Consider the following 18,217-nt stretch of genomic DNA (forward strand, 5'->3'; position numbering starts at 1 on the left):
GAAGGAGGGGAACCGCGGGGCGGGTGCCACGCCCTACGCTTTGCAGTACCGATAAGCAGTCGCACGCCCACACTCCGGGAGGATCCCCGTGCGGTACCACAACTCGATCATCGACCTGGTCGGCAACACGCCGCTGGTCAAGCTGAACAAGGTCACCGAGGGCATCAGCGCGACAGTGCTGGCGAAGGTCGAGTACTTCAACCCCGGTGGCTCGGTCAAGGACCGCATCGCGATGCGCATGATCGAGGCCGCCGAGGCCTCGGGCGCGCTCAAGCCGGGTGGCACCATCGTCGAGCCGACCTCCGGCAACACCGGTGTCGGCCTGGCGATCGTGGCCCAGCAGAAGGGCTACAAGTGCATCTTCGTCTGTCCCGACAAGGTGTCCACCGACAAGATCAACACCCTGCGCGCGTACGGCGCCGAGGTGGTCGTCTGTCCGACCGCCGTCGCTCCGGAGCACCCGGACTCGTACTACAACGTCTCCGACCGCCTGGTCCGGGAGACCCCGAACGCCTGGAAGCCGGACCAGTACTCCAACCCGGACAACCCGGCCTCGCACTACCACTCCACCGGCCCGGAGCTGTGGGAGCAGACCGAGGGGAAGATCACCCACTTCGTGGCGGGCGTCGGCACCGGCGGCACCATCTCCGGCACCGGCAACTACCTGAAGGAGGTCTCCGGCGGCAAGGTCCAGGTGATCGGCGCCGACCCGGAGGGCTCGGTCTACTCGGGCGGCACCGGCCGGCCGTACCTGGTCGAGGGCGTCGGTGAGGACTTCTGGCCGACCGCCTACGACCGCGGCGTCGCGGACGGGATCGTCGCCGTCTCCGACAAGGACTCGTTCCAGATGACCCGCCGCCTGGCCAAGGAGGAGGGCCTGCTGGTCGGCGGCTCCTGCGGCATGGCCGTGGTGGCCGCGCTGGAGGTGGCCCGCGGGCTCGGGCCGGACGACGTCGTGGTGGTGCTGCTGCCGGACGGCGGCCGCGGCTACCTGTCGAAGATCTTCAACGACGACTGGATGGCCGACTACGGCTTCCTGCCCTCGTCCACCGACGAGGCGCACATCGGCGAGGTGCTGGCCCGCAAGGAGTCCATCGAGCAGGGCGGCGTCCCGCAGTTCGTCCACATGCACCCCAACGAGACGGTCGCCGAGGCGGTCCGGGTGCTGCGCGAGTACGGCGTCTCGCAGATGCCGGTGGTCTCCCCGGGGGCCGGCCACCCGGACATCATGGCCGGCGAGGTGATCGGCTCGGTGGTGGAGAAGCTGCTGCTGGAGGGCATCTTCGCCAAGGACATCGAGCTCACCGACACGCTGGACAAGGTGATGTCCAAGCCGCTGCCGGTGGTCGGCTCGGGCGAGACCGTCACCAACCTGATGACCGTGCTGGAGAAGGCCGACGCGGCCGTCGTGCTGGTCGAGGGCAAGCCGCAGGGCATCGTCACCCGCCAGGACCTGCTGGGCTTCCTGACCGGTCGCAGCCAGCACTGACCCGGCGTCACCGGCGCCCCGTCACCGCCCTGTCGTCGCGCTCCCGTTGCCGCGGACGGGCGCGGAGGATTCGTCCACGGCGGAAGTGGTACACCGGCGTCACCTGTCCGCAGCACGTGGTTAACACGGCTCGGGCATCGTGGTGGTCAACGGCAGGACGCCGAGTGAGGCGACGGCAACCGTCCGGGAGCGGCTCCCCGGCGACCGCGGTCGGCTCCGGACACATCGGGTGGCCCTGACCCGGCCGCTGTGTCCTCCGCCGTGGGAGGCGCCGTCGTCCCGCCCCTGCCCGGCCCCGGCCGGCTGACAGGGTGCGGCGGCTCCCGCGGCAGCACCGCGCCGCACGGCGCGTGTCCGCGCGGCTCCCGGGTGGGGGAGCCCAGGCGGGGCAACGGTGGGGCCGGTCCTTCTCCGAGGGGCTGGCCCCTTCCGTTCGCGCCGTTCGCGCCGGGCGCGCGGGGCGTGCTCCGGGCGGCCGCCCGTGCTCCGCGCCGGGCGCGGCCGTCCCGTACGCTCGCACGCATGACCAGCACTGAAACGACCGACCAGGATGCCCCGCGCTACGTCCGGGTGAAGATCGAGCTCATCGCGGAGATCACCGACGAGGGCGCGCTGAAGGCCGCCGCCCTGGAGGCGGTCACCGCGGACGAGTACCTCGACGACGAGGAGCGCGCCCAGTCCGTCGAGGCCATCGAGGTGGACCCGTCGGGTTCGCTCGCCCACTTCATCGACCCCGTCGCGCTGCTCGGCGACGTGCCCGGCGTGGAGCTCGCCTCGGCGACCTGGGAGTCGGCGCAGACCGAGTTCGACCCGGACGACGAGGAGTGGGACGAGTACCAGGTGGAGGGGTCCGCCGAGTAGGACGGAACCGCCGGGTGACGGTGCTCGCCGTCACCGCAAGTGAACGCCCGGTCCGCTCCGCGGGCCGGGCGTTTTGTCCCTGTTCGTCGGGAAGTTGGGTCATCTCATACGATCGCTTACCCTTCGGTGATGGAACCGTGAACGGGCGTATTGCGTTTCTGTATCCGTAATGCCCGGGATGATCAGCAGGGAGACGCGACGTGACGGCACGGGACGGTCAGGGGCGGGTGGCCGGAAGCAACTGGAGCCGACGCGGGGTCCTCGCGGGACTGATCGGCGCGCCCGTCCTGCTGCTGGCGGCCTGCAACGACAACAGCGGCGGCGGCAGCGGTAACGGCGGTGGCAGCAACGGCAACGGCAACGGCGGCGGCAGCGGCTCCGGCGGAGCGAGCGGCACCCCGGCCGGTGGCGGTGCGAGCAGCGCCCCGAAGACCTCGGCCGCGGTCATCACCGTCGCGCCGGCCGACGGCGCCGCCTCCGCGAGCTTCAGCGAGCCGGTCAAGGTCACCGTCGCCAACGGCACCCTGAGCAGCGTCAAGGTCACCGACAGCACCGGCAAGGAGCTGGCCGGCCAGCTCTCCGCCGACGGCACCGGCTGGACCTCGGCCGCCGCCCCCGCCAGCGGCACCAAGTACACCGTCGCCGCCACCGCCCTCGACAAGGACAAGCTGGAGGCGGACTCCAACGCCGTCTTCACCACGGCGACCCCGGCCAACACCTTCGTGGGCTACTTCACCCCCGAGGACGGCTCCACCGTCGGCGTCGGCATGCCGGTCTCGATCAGCTTCAGCAAGCCGGTCACCGACCGCAAGGCCGTCCAGCAGGCGATCACGGTGATAGCCGAGCCGGGCGTCGAGATCGTCGGCCACTGGTTCTCCAGCACCCGCCTCGACTTCCGGCCGCAGGAGTACTGGGCCAAGGGCACCAAGGTCACCCTCAAGCTCCGGCTCAAGGACGTCGAGGGCGCCAAGGGCGTCTACGGCACCCAGTCCAAGGACGTGAGCTTCACCATCGGCCGCGCCCAGACCAGCGTCGCCGACCTCGCCACCAAGAAGCTCACCGTCACCACCGACGGCCAGGTCAGCGCGGTCTACAAGATCTCCGGCGGCTCGCCCGAGCACACCACCTGGGGCGGCAAGATGGTGATCTCCGAGCAGTACACCCAGACCCGGATGAACTCGCAGACGGTCAACCTGGGCAGCGAGTACGACATCGCGGACGTGCCGCACGCCCAGCGCCTCAGCACGTCGGGCACCTTCATCCACGGCAACTACTGGTCCTCGCCGTCGATCTTCGGCGGCCAGAACACCAGCCACGGCTGCATCGGCCTGCGGGACGCCCAGGGCGCCCAGGACACCGGTACGGACGGCTTCAAGTTCTACAAGTCCTCGATGGTCGGCGACGTGGTCGAGGTCGTGAACTCCGGCGACAAGACGGTCGCCCCGGACAACGGCCTGAACGGCTGGAACATGGGCTGGGCCGCCTGGAAGGCCGGCAGCGCCGTCTGACCCGGCACCGCACCCCGGCCGGAAAAACCTCCCGGGCGGACCGAACCTCGCGGTCCGCCCGAGGAGTAGGACGGGTGTGAAACGCGAGCAGAGGCAGCGACAGGACGACGAGTTCAGCGCGTTCGTCGCCGGGAGCGGCCGCCAACTGCTGCGGCTGGCCGAGCTGCTGACCGGAGACCCGGACCGGGCCAAGGACATCGTGCAGTCGGCGCTGGAACGCGCCTACCTGCACTGGCACCGGATCACCGGCGACGACCCCACCGCGTACGTCCGCAGGATCGTGGTGAACCAGCACCGCGACTGGTGGCGCCGGCTGCGCAACCACGAGCTGCCCATCGAACGCGTCCCCGACCGGCCGCTCGCCGACGACCTCGCCGAACGGCAGGCCGAACGGGCCGTGCTGCACCAGGCGCTGGGCACGCTCACCCGCCGGGAGCGGACGGTCGTCGTGCTGCGGTACTACGGAGACCTCACCGAGGCCGCCATCGCGGCCGAACTGGGCATCGCCCCGGGCACGGTGAAGAGCACGCTGCACCGGGCGATGTCGAAGCTGCGCGCACTGCCCGAACTCGCCGACCGCTCCGGCGTGGCGGTGGGTCCCACGACGCACATCGAGGTGACGGTATGAGCTTCGAGCGCCGGATCGGCGAACTGCTCAAGGACGAGGACCCCTACGCGGTCGGACCGGACCCGGTGGTGATCATCGCGGGCGCCCGACGCCGCCGGGCCAGGCGCAGGGCCGGGACCGGGGCCGCCGTGGTCGCGGTGGCCGTGGTCTGCGGGGTGACGGCGGTGACGGCCGGGAACGCCCGGCACGCCGGGCGGATCGCGGGCGAGGCCGGGGCGGCGATGGCGCCCTCGGCGGCGACGGCCGCGGGGGCGCCCGCCGTCCCGGCGCGCACCGCGCCGACGCCGACCGGGCTGCCGTTGTCGCCGGTGAAGCGGGTCGCGGCGAAGGAGAAGGTCGAGGTGGTCCCCGGGATCCGGCTGTCGGTGACCCCGACCCAGGACTGCCAGGACACCGTCGAACCGGCGACCGGCGTCTACGGGCGCACGGCGTGCACCGACGTCCTCTCCGCCCCCGGCATGCCGTACGACCGGCCCGGCATCACCCTGGCCTACAACGAGACGGCCGACCGCCTCGTCGTGCACAGCTACTACCGGGGGCCGACCCCGGCCCGGATCGTCCTCTTCGTGGGCGGCAGGCCCACCGTCGCCACCCTGCTCACCACCCCGGGCATGCAGGGCTGGATCTCCTACTACGGCGACCTGCCGCGGGCCGACCTCCGGACGGGGAGGGTGCAGGCCGTCCCGGCCGTCGGGGCCTACGACGCCGCCGGGAAGCTCCTGGCGGGAAGCCCCGGCCAGGCGGCGGACGGGGCCGCGGAGAAGCCGCCCGCCATGCTCTGAGGCGTTCCGTTCACCGCTTCGCGTAGTCCGCGAAGCCCTGCCAGTCGACGATCACACAGGCCTCCGGGCCCACCGTCCAGGCGTCGTGTCCGGGCGGACAGAGCATGAAGTCGCCGGGGCCGACCTCGAATCCCCGGCCGTCGTCCATGACGATCTTCATCCGGCCGGAGACCACGTACCCGGCGTGGGAGGCCTGGCAGCTGTCGGTCCCGGCGATCGGCTTCACGTGCTTGGACCACTGCCAACCCGGTTCGAACACGGCCCGGCCCACCGGGCCGCCGTCCAGGTTGACCAGCCGTAGCTCCCCTGTGCCCTCCTCGAAGGGACGGACTTCCTCGGGATCGTCGAAGTTCCGCTGGTAGAGATCGGACATGGCGCACTCCTCTCCCACGAGGACGGCCCGGCCACCAGCGGGTGGCCGGGCCGGCCCTGCTGGCCCTTCCAGTCTGCGCCCCGATCGGGGATCGGTCACGTTGAGTGGCCGCTCCCGGGCCCGCCCCGGGCCGCGTTCGGGCCGCGTCCGGGCCCGCCCCCGGGCCTTCCCGGCGCCCGGGAGGTCAGCCCCGGGTGCGGGCCACGCCGATCGGGCAGGAGGCCCCGGTGCCGCCGAGACCGCAGTAGCCGCTGGGGTTCTTGGCCTCCGACAGGTACTGCTGGTGGTACGGCTCGGCGGGGTGGAACGGGCCCGCCGGGGCGATCTCGGTGGTGATCGGGCCGTAACCGAGCGCGGTCAGCGAGGGCTGGAACGCGTCCCGGGTGGCCGCCGCGGCCTCGGCCTGGGCCGGGGAGTGGGTGTAGACGGCGGAGCGGTACTGGGTGCCCACGTCGTTGCCCTGGCGGTTGCCCTGGGTCGGGTCGTGCGCCTCCCAGAAGGTCTTCAGCAGGCGCTCGTAGGGGATCACCGCCGGGTCGTACACCACCCGGACCGCCTCGGTGTGCCCGGTCAGCCCGCTGCACACCTCTTCGTACGTCGGGTTGGGGGTGTGGCCGCCCTGGTAGCCGACCAGCGTCGTCCAGACGCCGGGGAGCTGCCAGAAGACGCGTTCGGCGCCCCAGAAGCAGCCGAGCCCGAAGTCGGCCACCTCCAGGCCGTCCGGGTACGGGCCGGACAGCGGGTGCCCGAGCACGGTGTGCGGCTCGGTCAGGGTGAAGGCCGGGGTCGGCCGGCCGGGCAGCGCCTGGTCGGCGGGGACGAGCGAGGTCTTGTGGCGGTTGAACAGCACGGCCTGCTCCAGCGGGTCGGGGATCCTGGCACGGTGTGCAACGCGAACGGCCGCCCCCGGATTCCGGGAGCGGCCGTCGCGGCCGTCGGCGGCGGCCGGTCGGGCCCGGCGCTGAACGCGTGTTCGAGCGATGGGGTCGCGGCGGCCGAAGGGGCCCGCGCGCCGCGCTTGCGGCCCGCCGCACCCCCGCTCCCACCTGCGGGTTCGTCCCGATCGTCGGTTCGTGCGGGCTCGACGGCATTCGCACACTAGGCTCGGACCCATGACCGAGCACCAGCTTCCTCAGGGCTTCGAGACCCTCGCCATCCACGCGGGTCAGGAGGCAGACCCCCAGACCGGGGCCGTCGTCACGCCGATCTACCAGGTGTCCACCTACAAGCAGGACGGGGTGGGCGGCCTGCGGGGCGGCTACGAGTACAGCCGCAGCGCCAACCCGACCCGTACCGCGCTGGAGGAGTGCCTCGCTGCGCTGGAGGGCGGCGCCCGCGGCCTCGCCTTCGCCTCCGGCCTGGCCGCCGAGGACACCCTGCTGCGCAGCATCCTCAAGCCGGGCGACCACATCGTGATCCCCAACGACGCCTACGGCGGCACCTTCCGGCTGTTCGCCAAGGTGCTGACCCGCTGGGGCGTCGAGTTCTCCGTGGCCAACACCCAGGACCTGGCCACCGTCCGCGAGGCGATCCGCCCCAACACCCGCGCGGTGTGGGTGGAGACCCCGTCCAACCCGCTGCTGGGCATCACCGACCTGGCCGCGCTCGCCGAGGTCGCCCACGGCGCCGGTGCGCTGCTGGTGGTCGACAACACCTTCGCCAGCCCGTACCTCCAGCAGCCGATCGCGCTCGGCGCGGACGCCGTGGTGCACTCCACCACCAAGTACATGGGCGGCCACTCGGACGTGGTCGGCGGTGCGCTGGTGCTGGCCGACGCGGGCCTCGGCGAGGAGGTGGCGTACCACCAGAACGCGATGGGCGCCGTCTCCGGCCCGTTCGACGCCTGGCTGGTGCTGCGCGGCATCAAGACGCTGGGCGTCCGGATGGACCGGCACAGCGCCAACGCGGAGAAGGTCGCCGAGCTGCTGGCGAGCCACCCGAAGGTCAGCCAGGTGCTCTACCCGGGCCTGCCCGAGCACCCCGGCCACGACATCGCGGCCAAGCAGATGAAGGCCTTCGGCGGCATGGTCTCGTTCCGGGTCGCCGGCGGCGAGGAGGCGGCCGTCGAGGTCTGCAACCGCGCGCAGCTGTTCACCCTCGGCGAGTCGCTCGGCGGTGTCGAGTCGCTGATCGAGCACCCGGGCCGGATGACCCACGCCTCGGTGGCGGGCTCGGCGCTGGAGGTGCCGTCCGACCTGGTGCGCGTCTCGGTCGGCATCGAGTCGATCGACGACCTGCTGGCCGACCTCAAGCAGGCGCTGGGCTGAGGCGGTAGGGGCCCCGCGGCCCCTCGTCGCCGCTCACTGCCCCTGCTGGTCCGCCGTGTACGTCTCCATCGCGAGGTTGAAGCGGGCCAGCAGGGCGCAGAACGCGTGCTGCTCCTCCGGTGGCCAGTCGGCCATCAGGCGGCGGGTCAACTCGGCCCGGCCGTCCCGGACTTCGGTGAGCCGGCCGACGCCGTGCGAGGTCAGCGCGAGCCGTACGGCACGGCGGTCGGCAGGGTCCTGCACCCGGCCGACCAGCCCGGCCGCGACCAGCGGGGCGACCTGGCGGGTCACCGTGGAGGAGTCCACGCCCAGGGCCTCGGCCAGGGCCTTGACGTTGGCCGGCCCGTGCCGCTCCAGCCGGTCGAGCAGCAGGTAGGCGGCCCGGTCCAGCGCCCCGACCCCGCCGCCGGAGGTCCGGACCTGCTCCATCCGGCGCGCGAACACCGCGAGCTGGTACTGGAGTCGGGCGTGCACGGGGTCGATGCGGTCGGTGGCCTGGGGCGAGGTCGTCGTCATCGCGGCTCACGATCGTCGTGCGGTGAGGGAGGCTCAGAAGCAGCAGCGTACGCGGGCCGGGCGGGCCCGGGAACAGGCCCGACATCCCGGATTGCCGCCGCCCCCACCCGTAGTCTGGCGCCATGCACACCTGGCCGATCACCCTCGACGACGTCCGCGGTGCCCAGAAGATGCTCGCCGGGGTCGCGCGGGTGACCCCGATGGAGGGCAGCCGGTACCTCTCCGGGCTGATCGGTGCGCCGGTCCACCTGAAGTGCGAGAACCTCCAGCGCACCGGGTCCTTCAAACTGCGCGGGGCGTACGTGCGGATCGCGGGACTCTCGCCGGTGCAGCGGGCCGGCGGGGTGGTGGCGGCGAGCGCCGGGAACCACGCCCAGGGGGTGGCGCTGGCGGCCGCGCTGCTGGGCGTGCGCTCCACGGTGTTCATGCCGGTGGCCGCTCCGCTGCCGAAGGTCGCGGCGACCCGCGAGTACGGCGCCGAGGTGCGGCTGCACGGCGCCACCGTGGACGAGGCCCTGCAGGCCGCGCAGCGGTACGCGGAGGCGACCGGCGCGGTGTTCATCCACCCCTTCGACCACTGGGACGTGGTCACCGGGCAGGCGACCGTCGGCCTGGAGATCCTGGAGCAGTGCCCGGAGGTGCGGACCGTCCTGGTCGGGGTGGGCGGCGGCGGGCTGTTGGCCGGGATCGCGGCGGCGGTCAAGCCGCTGCGCCCGGACGTGCGGGTGGTCGGGGTGCAGGCGGCCGGTGCGGCCGCGTACCCGCCCTCGCTGGCGGCCGGGCGGCCGGTGTCGCTGGAGCACTTCGCCACCATGGCGGACGGGATCATGGTCGGGCGCCCCGGCGACATCCCGTTCGAGGTGGTCAACACGCTGGCGGACGGCATCCGTACGGTCTCCGAGGACGCGCTGTCGCGGGCGCTGCTGCTCGGGCTGGAGCGGCTGAAGCTGGTGGTGGAGCCGGCCGGAGCGGCGCCGATCGCGGCGCTGCTGGAGCAGCCGGATTCCTTCGAGGGCCCGGTGGTGGCGGTGCTGTCCGGTGGCAACATCGACCCCCAGCTGATGCAGCGGGTGCTGCGGCACGGGCTGGCGGCGGCCGGGCGCTACCTGTCGCTGCGGGTGCGGCTGGCGGACCGGCCGGGCGCGCTGGCGGGCCTGCTGTCGGTGCTGACCAGGGTGGACGCCAACGTGCTGGACGTGGCGCACGTGCGGATCGACCCGCGGCTGGGGCTGACCGAGGTCGAGGTGGACCTGCATCTGGAGACCAAGGGGCCGGAGCACTGCGCGCTGGTGGTCGGGGAGTTGCGGGACGCGGGGTACGTGGTCTCCCGCTGAGCCCTCTCCCTTGACGCGATATATCGCGTACTGGGAGACTCGCGATACATCGCGTTCTGGCCCCGCGGGTCGAGAATCGGGTCGCCCGTGCGCCCAATATCAGGGCAAAGTGGGACAGATCGCCCCATATGTTCGAGGAGATGAGGCAAGGCCATGGCGCCAGCCATCCAAGCCGAGAACCTGGTGAAGACCTTCGGCGACGTACGAGCCCTGGACGGCGTCAGCCTCGACGTCCCCGAGGGCACGGTGCTCGGGCTGCTCGGCCCGAACGGCGCCGGGAAGACCACCACCGTGCGGGTCCTCACCACCCTGCTCCGCCCCGACTCCGGCCGCGCGGTGGTCGCCGGGGTCGACGTGCTCAAGCACCCCAACCGGGTCCGCAGCCTGATCGGCCTGTCCGGCCAGTACGCGGCGGTCGACGAGTACCTGACCGGCTTCGAGAACCTCACCATGGTCGGTGAGCTCTACCAGATGAGCAACCGTGCCGCGAAGGCCCGGGCGCTGGAGCTGCTGGAGTGGTTCAACCTCACCGCGGCCAAGGACCGCACCGCCAAGACCTACTCCGGCGGCATGCGCCGGCGCCTGGACCTCGCCGCCGCGCTGGTCGTCCGGCCGCCGGTGATGTTCCTGGACGAGCCGACCACCGGCCTCGACCCGCGCAACCGGCTCGCGCTCTGGGAGGTCATCGAGACGCTGGTCGAGCAGGGGACCACACTGCTGCTCACCACCCAGTACCTGGAGGAGGCCGACCGGCTCGCCCACGACATCGCGGTCGTCGACCAGGGCCGGGTGATCGCCCGCGGCACCGCCGACCAGCTCAAGGCGCAGATCGGCGGCGAGCGCATCGAGGTCGTGGTGCACGAGCCCGGCCTGGTCGCCGACGCGGTCGCCGCGCTGTCCGGCTACGCGCTGAACGAGCCGACGGTGGAGCGGAACACCCGCCGGATCACCGCTCCGGTCACGGGAGGTGCCCGGGTGCTCGCCGACGTGATCCGCGAACTGGACTCCCGCGGGATCGAGATGGACGACATCGGCCTGCGCCGCCCGACCCTGGACGACGTCTTCCTCACCCTCACCGGCCACGTCGCCGAGGAGCGCCCCGAGGAGGAGGACGCTGCCGGCCGCAAGGAGCGCGGCCGGGGCAAGGGCGGCCCGGGGCCGGACAAGCAGGCCGTCGCGGCCGGGAAGGAGAGCTGAGATGAGCAGCGCCACCGAGCACGCCATCGGCCCGGCGATGCCCAGGCAGCGCCGGGGGGCCGCCGCCGCCCTGCACGACTCCTGGGTGGTCGCCAAGCGCAACCTGCGCCGGATGACCCGCATCCCGGAGATCGTGGTCTTCGGGCTGATGCAGCCGGTCATGTTCGTGCTGCTGTTCTCGTACGTGATGGGCGGGGCGATCAGGATCCCCGGCACGAACTCCGGCTCGGACACGTACATCCAGTTCCTGATGGCCGGCATCTTCGCCCAGACCGTCACCTTCGCCGTCGCCGGTGCCTCGGCGGGCATCGCGGAGGACATGAGCAAGGGGCTGGTGGACCGGTTCCGCTCGCTGCCGATGGCCCGTTCGGCGGTGCTGGTCGGCCGCACCCTCGCGGACCTGTGCCAGACCGCGTTCATCCTGGTCGTGCTGGCGATGGTCGCGCTGCTGGTCGGCTGGCGGATCCACGACGGCCTGCTCAACGCGCTCGCCGCGTTCGGCCTGCTGCTCCTGCTCGGCTACGCCTTCTCCTGGATCGGCGCGCTGATCGGCCTGTCGGTGCGCAGCCCCGAGGCGGCCACCTCGGCCGGGCTGATCTGGCTGTTCCCGCTGACCTTCGTGTCCAACGCCTTCGTGCCGGTCACCTCGATGCCGGAGTGGCTCCAGCCGGTCGCGTACTGGAACCCGTTCAGCGCCACCGTGCAGGCCTGCCGGGTGCTGTTCGGCAACCAGGTCGGGCCGGTGGACAGCGCCTGGCCGATGCAGCACGCGGCGCTGGTGTCGGTGCTGTGGTCGATCGTGATCACCGCGGTGTTCTCCTGGCTGTCGGTGCGCAAGTACCGCTCCTCGACCGCCTGACCGGGCGCCGCCCGGAACACCGGAGGGCGGCCGCGGAAGTCCCGGACTTCCGCGGCCGCCCCCTGTCGTGCGGCCGGATCAGCCGGCGTGCGGCACGACCTTGACGATCTTCACCATGGCCGGCTTGCCGTTCGGCAGCTCGTAGGTGGCCTCGTCGCCGATCCGCTTGCCGTCGATGGCGCGGCCCAGCGGGGACTGCGGGGAGTAGACGTCCAGGTCGTCGGCGCCCGCGACCTCGCGGGAGGCCAGCAGGAACTCCATGAGGTCGTCCGCGTCGCCGTCGAAGGCGACCGTGACGACCATGCCCGGGGCCACCACGCCCGAGTCGGCCGGCGCCTCGCCGACCTTGGCCCGCTCCAGCAGCTGGGTCAGCTGACGGATGCGCAGCTCGTACTTCCCCTGCTCCTCCTTCGCCGCGTGGTAACCGGCGTTCTCCTTGAGGTCGCCCTCCTCGCGCGCCGCCTCGATCTTCTGGGCGATCTCGATGCGCCAGGGCCCGGTCAGGTGGTCCAGCTCGGCCTTGAGCTGGTCGTAGCCGGCCTGAGTGAGCCAGGTCACGTTCTCGCTGGTCTGGGTCACGGGTGCTCCTCGTAGGTGCTGGGGGCTGTGCTGAGGGTGTGAGTCGTCAGCAGGGGTCGGTGGTGATATCGGTCTCAACTACAAAGCAACGCCCGCTCCCGTACCATCCGGTGCGGAAGGGGCGAAACCACGAGACTAACAAGTCCTGCTGACAAGCGGGAGGGGCGTTTGCGCGCCATTGACGGCGGCGTTACGCCCTGGTGTACGGCAGTGGTGTGCGGGACCCTCTACGGATGCCCGCTCCCCGGATCGAATATGCGCGCTACCGGGGGCGGGTGCGCCGCCCGGGGCGCGCGTTGCCCGTGGCGCGCTACTTGGCCGGGGTGCAGCCCAGCAGCTCCGCGGTGGTGCCGCGCGCGGTGGTGCGCAGGGTGACCACCGCGTCGTAGCTGGAGCCGGCCGCCGGGACCGGGAAGTCGGCGACCCCGACCACCGCGTGGTCGTCGGACTGCGAGCGGACCGTGCAGGTACCGGCCTGCCCGTCGCCCTTGCGCACGGTGAGGTGCAGCTGGACCTCGGAGTCGGAGAGCACCTGGAAGGTCGGCACCGAGCCGTTGATCTTCGACTCGCGCAGCAGGTAGGAGCCGCCCAGCCAGGCGATCAGGCCCAGGCCGAGCACGCCGCAGACCGCGCCGATCACCTTGAGGCGGCGGTCCGAGTCGCGGTCGCCGCCGCGGCCGTAGCGCCCCTCGGGCAGACCGGTGGCGGTGGTGTCTGCACTCATCGGACTCCGTCCTCTCCTGGGGGCGCGGGGTGGTGCGGGGGAATGCGACGCTCCTCCAGTCCGTCACTATAGGAGGGGCACGCCCGCGGCCGGTCCGGCGGGGGCAGGGCTCGGCCGCGCCGGTGACGTTCCGCGGCCCGGCCCCGCGGCGACGCGGTCCCGGAGTGAGCGGTTCGAACGGTGGGCAGACCCGGACTTCGCGGAACGCCCGACGAGTGTGGAAGGAACGCAAGGCGTTGACTGAGCAGTTGCGACTGATGGCGGTGCACGCCCACCCGGACGACGAGTCCAGCAAGGGCGCGGCCACCATGGCCATGTACGTCGAGCAGGGCGTGGACGTGCTGGTGGCCACCTGCACGGGGGGCGAGCGCGGGTCGGTCCTCAACCCCAAGCTCCAGGGGGACCCGTACATCGAGGAGAACATCCACGAGGTGCGCCGCAAGGAGATGGACGAGGCGCGGGCGATCCTCGGCGTCGGGCAGGCCTGGCTGGGCTTCGTGGACTCCGGCCTGCCCGAGGGGGACCCGCTGCCCCCGCTGCCCGAGGGCTGCTTCGCCCTCCAGGACGTCAAGGAGGCGGCGGAGCCGCTGGTCCGGCTGATCCGCGAGTTCAAGCCGCAGGTCATCACGACCTACGACGAGAACGGCGGCTACCCGCACCCGGACCACATCATGACCCACAAGATCACCATGCTGGCGTTCGACGCCGCGGGCGACCCGGACGCCTACCCGGAGGCCGGCGAGCCCTGGCAGCCGCTCAAGCTGTACTACAACCACGGCTTCCCGATGGGCCGCATCCGGGCCCTGCACGAGTACCTCACCGAGCACGGCCACGAGTCGCCGTACGGCGAGTGGATCGAGGGCTGGGAGAAGAGCGGCCGCAAGGAGCGCGAGATCACCACCCGGGTCCGCTGCGACGACTGGTTCGAGACCCGCGACCGCGCGCTGATCGCCCACGCGACCCAGATCGACCCGGACGGCCCGTGGTTCCGCGTCCCGCTGGAGGTCCAGCGCGAGGTCTGGCCCACCGAGGACTACGAGCTCGCCCGTACCCTGGTCGACGTGGACCTGCCGGAGGACGACCTGTTCGCCGGCCTGCGCACCCCCACCCTGGCGGCCGAGGCCGCCGACACGCGCGACTGAACCACCCCCCGACGGCCCGGCTCCGCGTGAGCCGGGCCACCATAGAGATATGAGCGCCTCCGTGAACCTCATCAACATCGCCGCTGACCTCGCCGTCGACGACGCCAAGGTCACCCCCGGCCTGCTCGGCTTCCTCGTCTTCGCGGCCCTCGGCGTCGCGACCTGGTTCCTGGCCAAGTCGATGAACCGGCAGTTCAAGAAGGTCGACTTCGTCGAGCAGCCGGAGGCGCCGAAGGAGTGAGCCGTCGGCCGGTCCCGCGGGACCGGCCTTCGGTGAAGCCGCCCTGGCGGGCCGTCGGGCTTCGTAGGATCCCGAACCATGACGTGGTCGTGGCACACCGTGGTGCGCAGGGCGGGGTACGGAACGGCGGCGGCGGGGGTGCTGGCGGCCGCGGTGGCGGGGTTGGGGAACCCGGGGCCGCTGATCGTCCTCTCCGGCGCGGTGGCGGTGGTGGCCGGGCTGTTCCCGGTGCTCTGGGCCCCGGGACGGGTCGGCGCGGTGGGCCCTTCGGTGCTGGCCGCCTGCGCGGTGTCGCTGCTGGTGACGGCCGGCTACCGCGGGCCGGTGTTCGGCAGCATCGAGTCCTGGTGGCTGCTGGAGACCGTCGCGCTGCTCGCGCCGGTCGTCCCCGCGGTGCGCAGGCCCCCGGCGGCGGCCGCCTTCGGCTACGGCGCGCTGCTGGTCGCGGCGGTGGCGCTGATACCGCTGCGGATCGGGGTCTGGGCCGAACCGCCGGCCCCGCCCGCGGTGACCACCAAGCTCTGCCTGATCTCCGCGCTGCTGGCCTGCGCGGTGGTCGGGGTCGGCTGCTACCTGCGCTCGATGGACACCCGTGCCCGGGCGGCGGTGGTGGCCGAGCGGCGGGCACAGCGCCTGGACCTGGCCCGCGACCTGCACGACTTCGCCGCGCACGACGTCACCGGGGTGGTGGTGCTGGCCCAGGCCGCGCAGGTGCTGGCCCAGCAGGACCCCCAGCGGGTGGTCGAGCTGCTGGCCGGGATCGAGGCGGCCGGCCGGCAGGCGCTGGTCACCATGGACCGGACCGTGCAGGTCTTCGCGGCGGACGACGCCGATCCGGAGCCGCGCGGGCGGTCCGGGACGGAGGCGACGGCGGACCGGGGGGCCGCCCCGGGAGCCGGACGGGGCGCGGGGCGGGCGGCGGCGGGCGGGCCCGGTGCGCGCACTCTGCGCCGCGACCTGAGCGAACTGCCCGCGCTGGCCGAGCGGTTCACCCGCAGCGGTTCCGCGCGGGTGCGGCTGGAGGCCCCCGCGGAGGCCGAACTGGCGGCGGTGCCGGCGGCGATCAGCGGGCTCGGCTACCGGCTGGTGGTGGAGGCGCTGACCAATGTCCGCCGGCACGCGCCCGAGGCCCGGGAGGTGGCGATCGAGGTCCGTCCGGACCGGTGCGGCGAGCGGCCGGCGTTGCGCGTCACGGTCACCGACGACGGGGTGCCGGGCGGGGCGGGGGACTCCGGCGGGGCGGGCGGTAGTGATGGCGCGGGCGGTAGCGGCGGTGCGGGCGGCGCGCTGGGCGGGGCCGAGCGGGAGGGCGGCGGCTTCGGCCTCGCGGGCCTGCGGGAACGGGTGGAGGCGGCCGGCGGTGAGCTGACGGCCGGACCGGGGCCGGAGGGCGGCTGGCGGGTCGGCGCGGTGCTGCCGACGGAGGGTGTGGCGGGCCTCGGGGGCTGACCGGGCGGGGTGGTTCCGTCGGTCCCGGCCGGACGGCTGATTCGAGCCTGCCGACGGGTCCATCCAGGCCATTCGGCACATCCGGCGGCGGCCGATTCGGCGTTCCGAACGATCAAATGGGCCGATCGGCCGATGGCGACGCGCCTCGTGGGCGGGCAAGGATGTCGGTGCGGCGATCAGGGCGCGGGGTTCCCCTGGGCCGTCCCGACGCAAGAATCCCGAGCGGGGGAACAGCCTGTGATTCGCATTGCGATGTCTGCCGAGGATCTGGCTCGTGTACGAATTGCTGGAAATGTCGACCAGGAGATGGAGGCGGTGCTGGCACTGGAGGCGTGGCGGAGCGGCGGGGAATTCTTCCGCCCCTGGCAGCGGGCCGTCCGCGGGCAGTTGGCGCGGCAGCCGGTGCTGGCCGAGCGGCTGCGGCGCCTTTCGGGAGCCAACGGTGGTTTCCGGGACGTACTGCGGGTGTGGGCGAATGGCCGGATCGTGTCGTCCGGCCGCGGCGCCGAGCCGGTGGTCCAGCGGGCCGATGTGGCCGCGGCGGTCCGCGAGTTCCACCGGGTGGCGCTGGAGCCCTGCTGGGCGGACGTCCGGTCCCGGCTGGAGGCGGAGCGGGACGTCCGCCGCCAGATCGCCGGCCGCGGCGGGGTGGACGCGCTGCTCGGCACGCTGCACCCGCAGATCCGCTGGGCCGCCCCGGTGCTGGAGATCCCCGCCGAGCGGGACGTCGAACTCGCCCTCGACGGGCGGGGGTTGCGCCTGGTGCCGTCGCTCTTCCTGCAGGGCGCCGGAGTGGTGCTCCGACCCCGGCGCGGGGAGCCCGAGGAGGCCCCGACGCTGCTCTTCGCGATGCGTCCCGACCGGATCGGCCTTCCCGTGCCCGCGGGTGCGCCGGACGCGGCGCGGTGCGCGCGCCGGGGCGGGGACGAGCCGCTGGCCGCCCTGGTCGGCCGGACCAGGGCCGCGGCCCTCCACGCCGTGCTGGACGGCTGTACCACCGGCGAGCTGGCGGGGCGGCTGGGCGTGACCGCCTCGGCGGTCAGCCAGCACACCTCCGTGCTGAGGGCGGCCGGGCTGATCGACACCCGGCGCTGCGGCAACGGCGTGCTGCACACCGTCGCCCCGCTGGGGCGGGCGCTGCTGCGCGGTGAGGCCCCGTCGGGCAGGGAGGGTCGGCCCCTCGGCGGCGCGGCCCCGCGGTGGGTCGAGGGCCGTCGACGGGCGCTGCGATGAGGGGCCCGGGTCGCGCGGCGGGTCGCGGGCGGGCCGGCTCAGCCGCGCTCGGTCAGGCCCGACTCCCAGGCCCAGGTGGCGATGCCCACCCGGTTGCGGGCCTTCAGCTTGCGCTGGAGGTTGGCCAGATGGGTCTTGACGGTGCTCAGCGAGATGAACAGCTCGGCGCCGATGTCGGAGTTGGTCAGCCCCTCGGCGACCAGGACGGCGATCTCCTCCTCGCGGCCGGTCAGCGGCTCGACGGGGGAGCGGTCGACCCGGCGCGGGCCGGTGAAGTGGTGCAGCAGGCGGGTGGTGATCTGCGGGCTGATCAGCGAGTCGCCGACCACCGCCGAGCGGATCGCCTCGGCGAGCAGCGCGGGCCCCGAGTGCTTGAGCAGGAAGCCGCAGGCGCCGTTGCGCAGCGCGGTGTGCACGTACTCGTCGAGGTCGAAGGTGGTCACCACCACGACCTTCACCTCCGGGGTGATGCCGGTCAGCCGGCGGGTGACCTCCAGCCCGTCCAGCTCCGGCATCCGGATGTCGACCAGCAGGACGTCCGGCCGCAGGGTGCGGACGGCCTCCAGGGCCTCCAGGCCGTCCGCGGCCTCGGCCACGACCTCCATGTCGGGCTGGGCCGCCAGGATGTGCCGGAACCCCTGGCGGACGCTCGCCTGGTCGTCGGCGATCACGACACGCGTCTTCATGGCGTCATGATCGCACGGGCTTTCGGTGCCTCCGAAGTGAAGGCCGGGATTCCGCCTGGTATGCGTCGGATTCAGTTCCCGCTTAACACTGTTGTCACATGACGGGGCGTCCGGGAAGGATGGTTCCTGTCGGAACGGGGCACCGAGGCTTCGAAAGTTCCGGCGAACATCGGAATTCGGTTCAGCGGATATTCGAAAGGGGGCGGAGGGCGAAGTGGACGCGAAATACGAGTCGTATGCGATAGCCGACCCGGTGTGGTACGACGCCCTGGAGCGGTGTGACGACCGGGACTCCCGGTTCGCTCCGGGCGGGGGCCTGCTGCCCGAGGGCTGGCGCGGCCGCACCCAG

At 72.8% G+C, this 18,217-nt stretch carries 19 protein-coding genes; 13 read left to right on the top strand and 6 right to left on the bottom strand.

The features are described from left to right. Positions 1-88 precede the first annotated feature (88 nt). From ACIQOV_RS02670 to ACIQOV_RS02690, 5 genes are all read left to right on the top strand, one after another. On the top strand, positions 89-1,489 hold the full coding sequence (locus ACIQOV_RS02670) for a cystathionine beta-synthase (RefSeq protein WP_380548742.1): 1,401 nt from the start codon (positions 89-91) through the stop codon (positions 1,487-1,489). Between the two features lie 522 nt (positions 1,490-2,011). After that, a complete protein-coding gene (locus tag ACIQOV_RS02675; protein WP_359914041.1) occupies positions 2,012-2,350 on the top strand; it encodes a hypothetical protein in 339 nt (112 codons plus the stop codon). A 200-nt stretch (positions 2,351-2,550) separates the two neighbouring features. Then, the gene (locus ACIQOV_RS02680; protein WP_401044063.1) at positions 2,551-3,858 is read left to right on the top strand and encodes an Ig-like domain-containing protein; all 1,308 of its coding nucleotides are present in this window, start codon (positions 2,551-2,553) and stop codon (positions 3,856-3,858) included. Between the two features lie 76 nt (positions 3,859-3,934). Beyond that, entirely contained in the window at positions 3,935-4,486 is a 552-nt protein-coding gene (locus ACIQOV_RS02685) for a SigE family RNA polymerase sigma factor (protein WP_387695530.1), read from the top strand. After that, positions 4,483-5,268 carry a hypothetical protein gene (locus tag ACIQOV_RS02690; protein WP_401044065.1) on the top strand — a complete coding sequence of 262 codons (786 nt, stop codon included), beginning with the start codon at positions 4,483-4,485 and terminating at the stop codon, positions 5,266-5,268. Before ACIQOV_RS02685 ends, ACIQOV_RS02690 begins: the two co-directional genes overlap by 4 nt. A gap of 10 nt (positions 5,269-5,278) precedes the next feature. Here the strand turns inward: ACIQOV_RS02690 and ACIQOV_RS02695 are convergent, their stop codons facing one another. Next, positions 5,279-5,641 (bottom strand): cupin domain-containing protein, encoded by a 363-nt coding sequence (locus ACIQOV_RS02695; RefSeq protein WP_401044068.1) that lies wholly within the window; start codon positions 5,639-5,641, stop codon positions 5,279-5,281. Between the two features lie 184 nt (positions 5,642-5,825). Continuing rightward, positions 5,826-6,491, bottom strand: coding sequence for a peptide-methionine (S)-S-oxide reductase MsrA (msrA, locus tag ACIQOV_RS02700; protein WP_401044071.1), 666 nt, complete (start codon positions 6,489-6,491; stop codon positions 5,826-5,828). Positions 6,492-6,753: 262 nt separating this feature from the next. Between msrA and ACIQOV_RS02705 the strand changes: the two genes are divergently transcribed. Further along, on the top strand, positions 6,754-7,908 hold the full coding sequence (locus ACIQOV_RS02705; RefSeq protein WP_359914023.1) for a cystathionine gamma-synthase: 1,155 nt from the start codon (positions 6,754-6,756) through the stop codon (positions 7,906-7,908). 33 nt (positions 7,909-7,941) lie between these two features. Here ACIQOV_RS02705 and ACIQOV_RS02710 read toward each other — a convergent pair whose 3' ends face one another. Beyond that, on the bottom strand, positions 7,942-8,424 hold the full coding sequence (locus tag ACIQOV_RS02710) for a MarR family winged helix-turn-helix transcriptional regulator (RefSeq protein WP_387735624.1): 483 nt from the start codon (positions 8,422-8,424) through the stop codon (positions 7,942-7,944). Positions 8,425-8,546: 122 nt separating this feature from the next. On the opposite strand from ACIQOV_RS02710, the gene ilvA reads away from it, so the two are divergent. From ilvA to ACIQOV_RS02725, 3 genes are all read left to right on the top strand, one after another. Then, positions 8,547-9,758 carry a threonine ammonia-lyase gene (gene ilvA / locus ACIQOV_RS02715; protein WP_380548758.1) on the top strand — a complete coding sequence of 404 codons (1,212 nt, stop codon included), beginning with the start codon at positions 8,547-8,549 and terminating at the stop codon, positions 9,756-9,758. Between the two features lie 153 nt (positions 9,759-9,911). Continuing rightward, positions 9,912-10,955 (top strand): ATP-binding cassette domain-containing protein, encoded by a 1,044-nt coding sequence (locus ACIQOV_RS02720; RefSeq protein WP_401044075.1) that lies wholly within the window; start codon positions 9,912-9,914, stop codon positions 10,953-10,955. Position 10,956: 1 nt separating this feature from the next. Further along, a complete protein-coding gene (locus ACIQOV_RS02725; RefSeq protein ID WP_359914012.1) occupies positions 10,957-11,814 on the top strand; it encodes an ABC transporter permease in 858 nt (285 codons plus the stop codon). A 78-nt stretch (positions 11,815-11,892) separates the two neighbouring features. Here ACIQOV_RS02725 and greA read toward each other — a convergent pair whose 3' ends face one another. Both greA and ACIQOV_RS02735 read right to left on the bottom strand, forming a co-directional pair. After that, on the bottom strand, positions 11,893-12,393 hold the full coding sequence (greA, locus tag ACIQOV_RS02730; protein ID WP_380548767.1) for a transcription elongation factor GreA: 501 nt from the start codon (positions 12,391-12,393) through the stop codon (positions 11,893-11,895). Positions 12,394-12,703: 310 nt separating this feature from the next. Further along, positions 12,704-13,117: a DUF4307 domain-containing protein gene (locus tag ACIQOV_RS02735; RefSeq protein WP_359899458.1), complete on the bottom strand. Its 414-nt coding sequence runs from the start codon at positions 13,115-13,117 to the stop codon at positions 12,704-12,706. Between the two features lie 236 nt (positions 13,118-13,353). Between ACIQOV_RS02735 and mca the strand changes: the two genes are divergently transcribed. From mca to ACIQOV_RS02755, 4 genes are all read left to right on the top strand, one after another. Beyond that, a complete protein-coding gene (mca, locus tag ACIQOV_RS02740; protein ID WP_401044080.1) occupies positions 13,354-14,259 on the top strand; it encodes a mycothiol conjugate amidase Mca in 906 nt (301 codons plus the stop codon). Between the two features lie 49 nt (positions 14,260-14,308). Further along, a complete protein-coding gene (locus ACIQOV_RS02745; protein WP_359899461.1) occupies positions 14,309-14,500 on the top strand; it encodes a hypothetical protein in 192 nt (63 codons plus the stop codon). 78 nt (positions 14,501-14,578) lie between these two features. After that, positions 14,579-15,949 carry a sensor histidine kinase gene (locus tag ACIQOV_RS02750; RefSeq protein WP_401044084.1) on the top strand — a complete coding sequence of 457 codons (1,371 nt, stop codon included), beginning with the start codon at positions 14,579-14,581 and terminating at the stop codon, positions 15,947-15,949. A 306-nt stretch (positions 15,950-16,255) separates the two neighbouring features. Further along, on the top strand, positions 16,256-17,182 hold the full coding sequence (locus ACIQOV_RS02755) for an ArsR/SmtB family transcription factor (RefSeq protein WP_401044087.1): 927 nt from the start codon (positions 16,256-16,258) through the stop codon (positions 17,180-17,182). Positions 17,183-17,220: 38 nt separating this feature from the next. On the opposite strand, the gene ACIQOV_RS02760 is transcribed toward ACIQOV_RS02755, so the two are convergent. Then, on the bottom strand, positions 17,221-17,868 hold the full coding sequence (locus ACIQOV_RS02760; protein WP_359899467.1) for a response regulator transcription factor: 648 nt from the start codon (positions 17,866-17,868) through the stop codon (positions 17,221-17,223). Positions 17,869-18,217 lie beyond the last annotated feature (349 nt).

Source organism: Kitasatospora sp. NPDC091257 (assembly GCF_044757675.1).
Taxonomy (GTDB): Bacteria; Actinomycetota; Actinomycetes; order Streptomycetales; family Streptomycetaceae; genus Kitasatospora; species Kitasatospora lactacystinica.

Bases quoted from the DNA above. Each gene is read 5' to 3' on its own strand.
- ACIQOV_RS02675 (WP_359914041.1), top strand. From the start codon at position 2,012: ATGACCAGCACTGAAACGACCGACCAGGATGCCCCGCGCTACGTCCGG.
- ACIQOV_RS02690 (WP_401044065.1), top strand. From the start codon at position 4,483: ATGAGCTTCGAGCGCCGGATCGGCGAACTGCTCAAGGACGAGGACCCC.
- ACIQOV_RS02695 (WP_401044068.1), bottom strand. From the start codon at position 5,641: ATGTCCGATCTCTACCAGCGGAACTTCGACGATCCCGAGGAAGTCCGT.
- ACIQOV_RS02705 (WP_359914023.1), top strand. From the start codon at position 6,754: ATGACCGAGCACCAGCTTCCTCAGGGCTTCGAGACCCTCGCCATCCAC.
- ACIQOV_RS02710 (WP_387735624.1), bottom strand. From the start codon at position 8,424: ATGACGACGACCTCGCCCCAGGCCACCGACCGCATCGACCCCGTGCAC.
- ilvA (WP_380548758.1), top strand. From the start codon at position 8,547: ATGCACACCTGGCCGATCACCCTCGACGACGTCCGCGGTGCCCAGAAG.
- ACIQOV_RS02720 (WP_401044075.1), top strand. From the start codon at position 9,912: ATGGCGCCAGCCATCCAAGCCGAGAACCTGGTGAAGACCTTCGGCGAC.
- ACIQOV_RS02725 (WP_359914012.1), top strand. From the start codon at position 10,957: ATGAGCAGCGCCACCGAGCACGCCATCGGCCCGGCGATGCCCAGGCAG.
- ACIQOV_RS02735 (WP_359899458.1), bottom strand. From the start codon at position 13,117: ATGAGTGCAGACACCACCGCCACCGGTCTGCCCGAGGGGCGCTACGGC.
- ACIQOV_RS02745 (WP_359899461.1), top strand. From the start codon at position 14,309: ATGAGCGCCTCCGTGAACCTCATCAACATCGCCGCTGACCTCGCCGTC.
- ACIQOV_RS02750 (WP_401044084.1), top strand. From the start codon at position 14,579: ATGACGTGGTCGTGGCACACCGTGGTGCGCAGGGCGGGGTACGGAACG.
- ACIQOV_RS02755 (WP_401044087.1), top strand. From the start codon at position 16,256: ATGGAGGCGGTGCTGGCACTGGAGGCGTGGCGGAGCGGCGGGGAATTC.
- ACIQOV_RS02760 (WP_359899467.1), bottom strand. From the start codon at position 17,868: ATGAAGACGCGTGTCGTGATCGCCGACGACCAGGCGAGCGTCCGCCAG.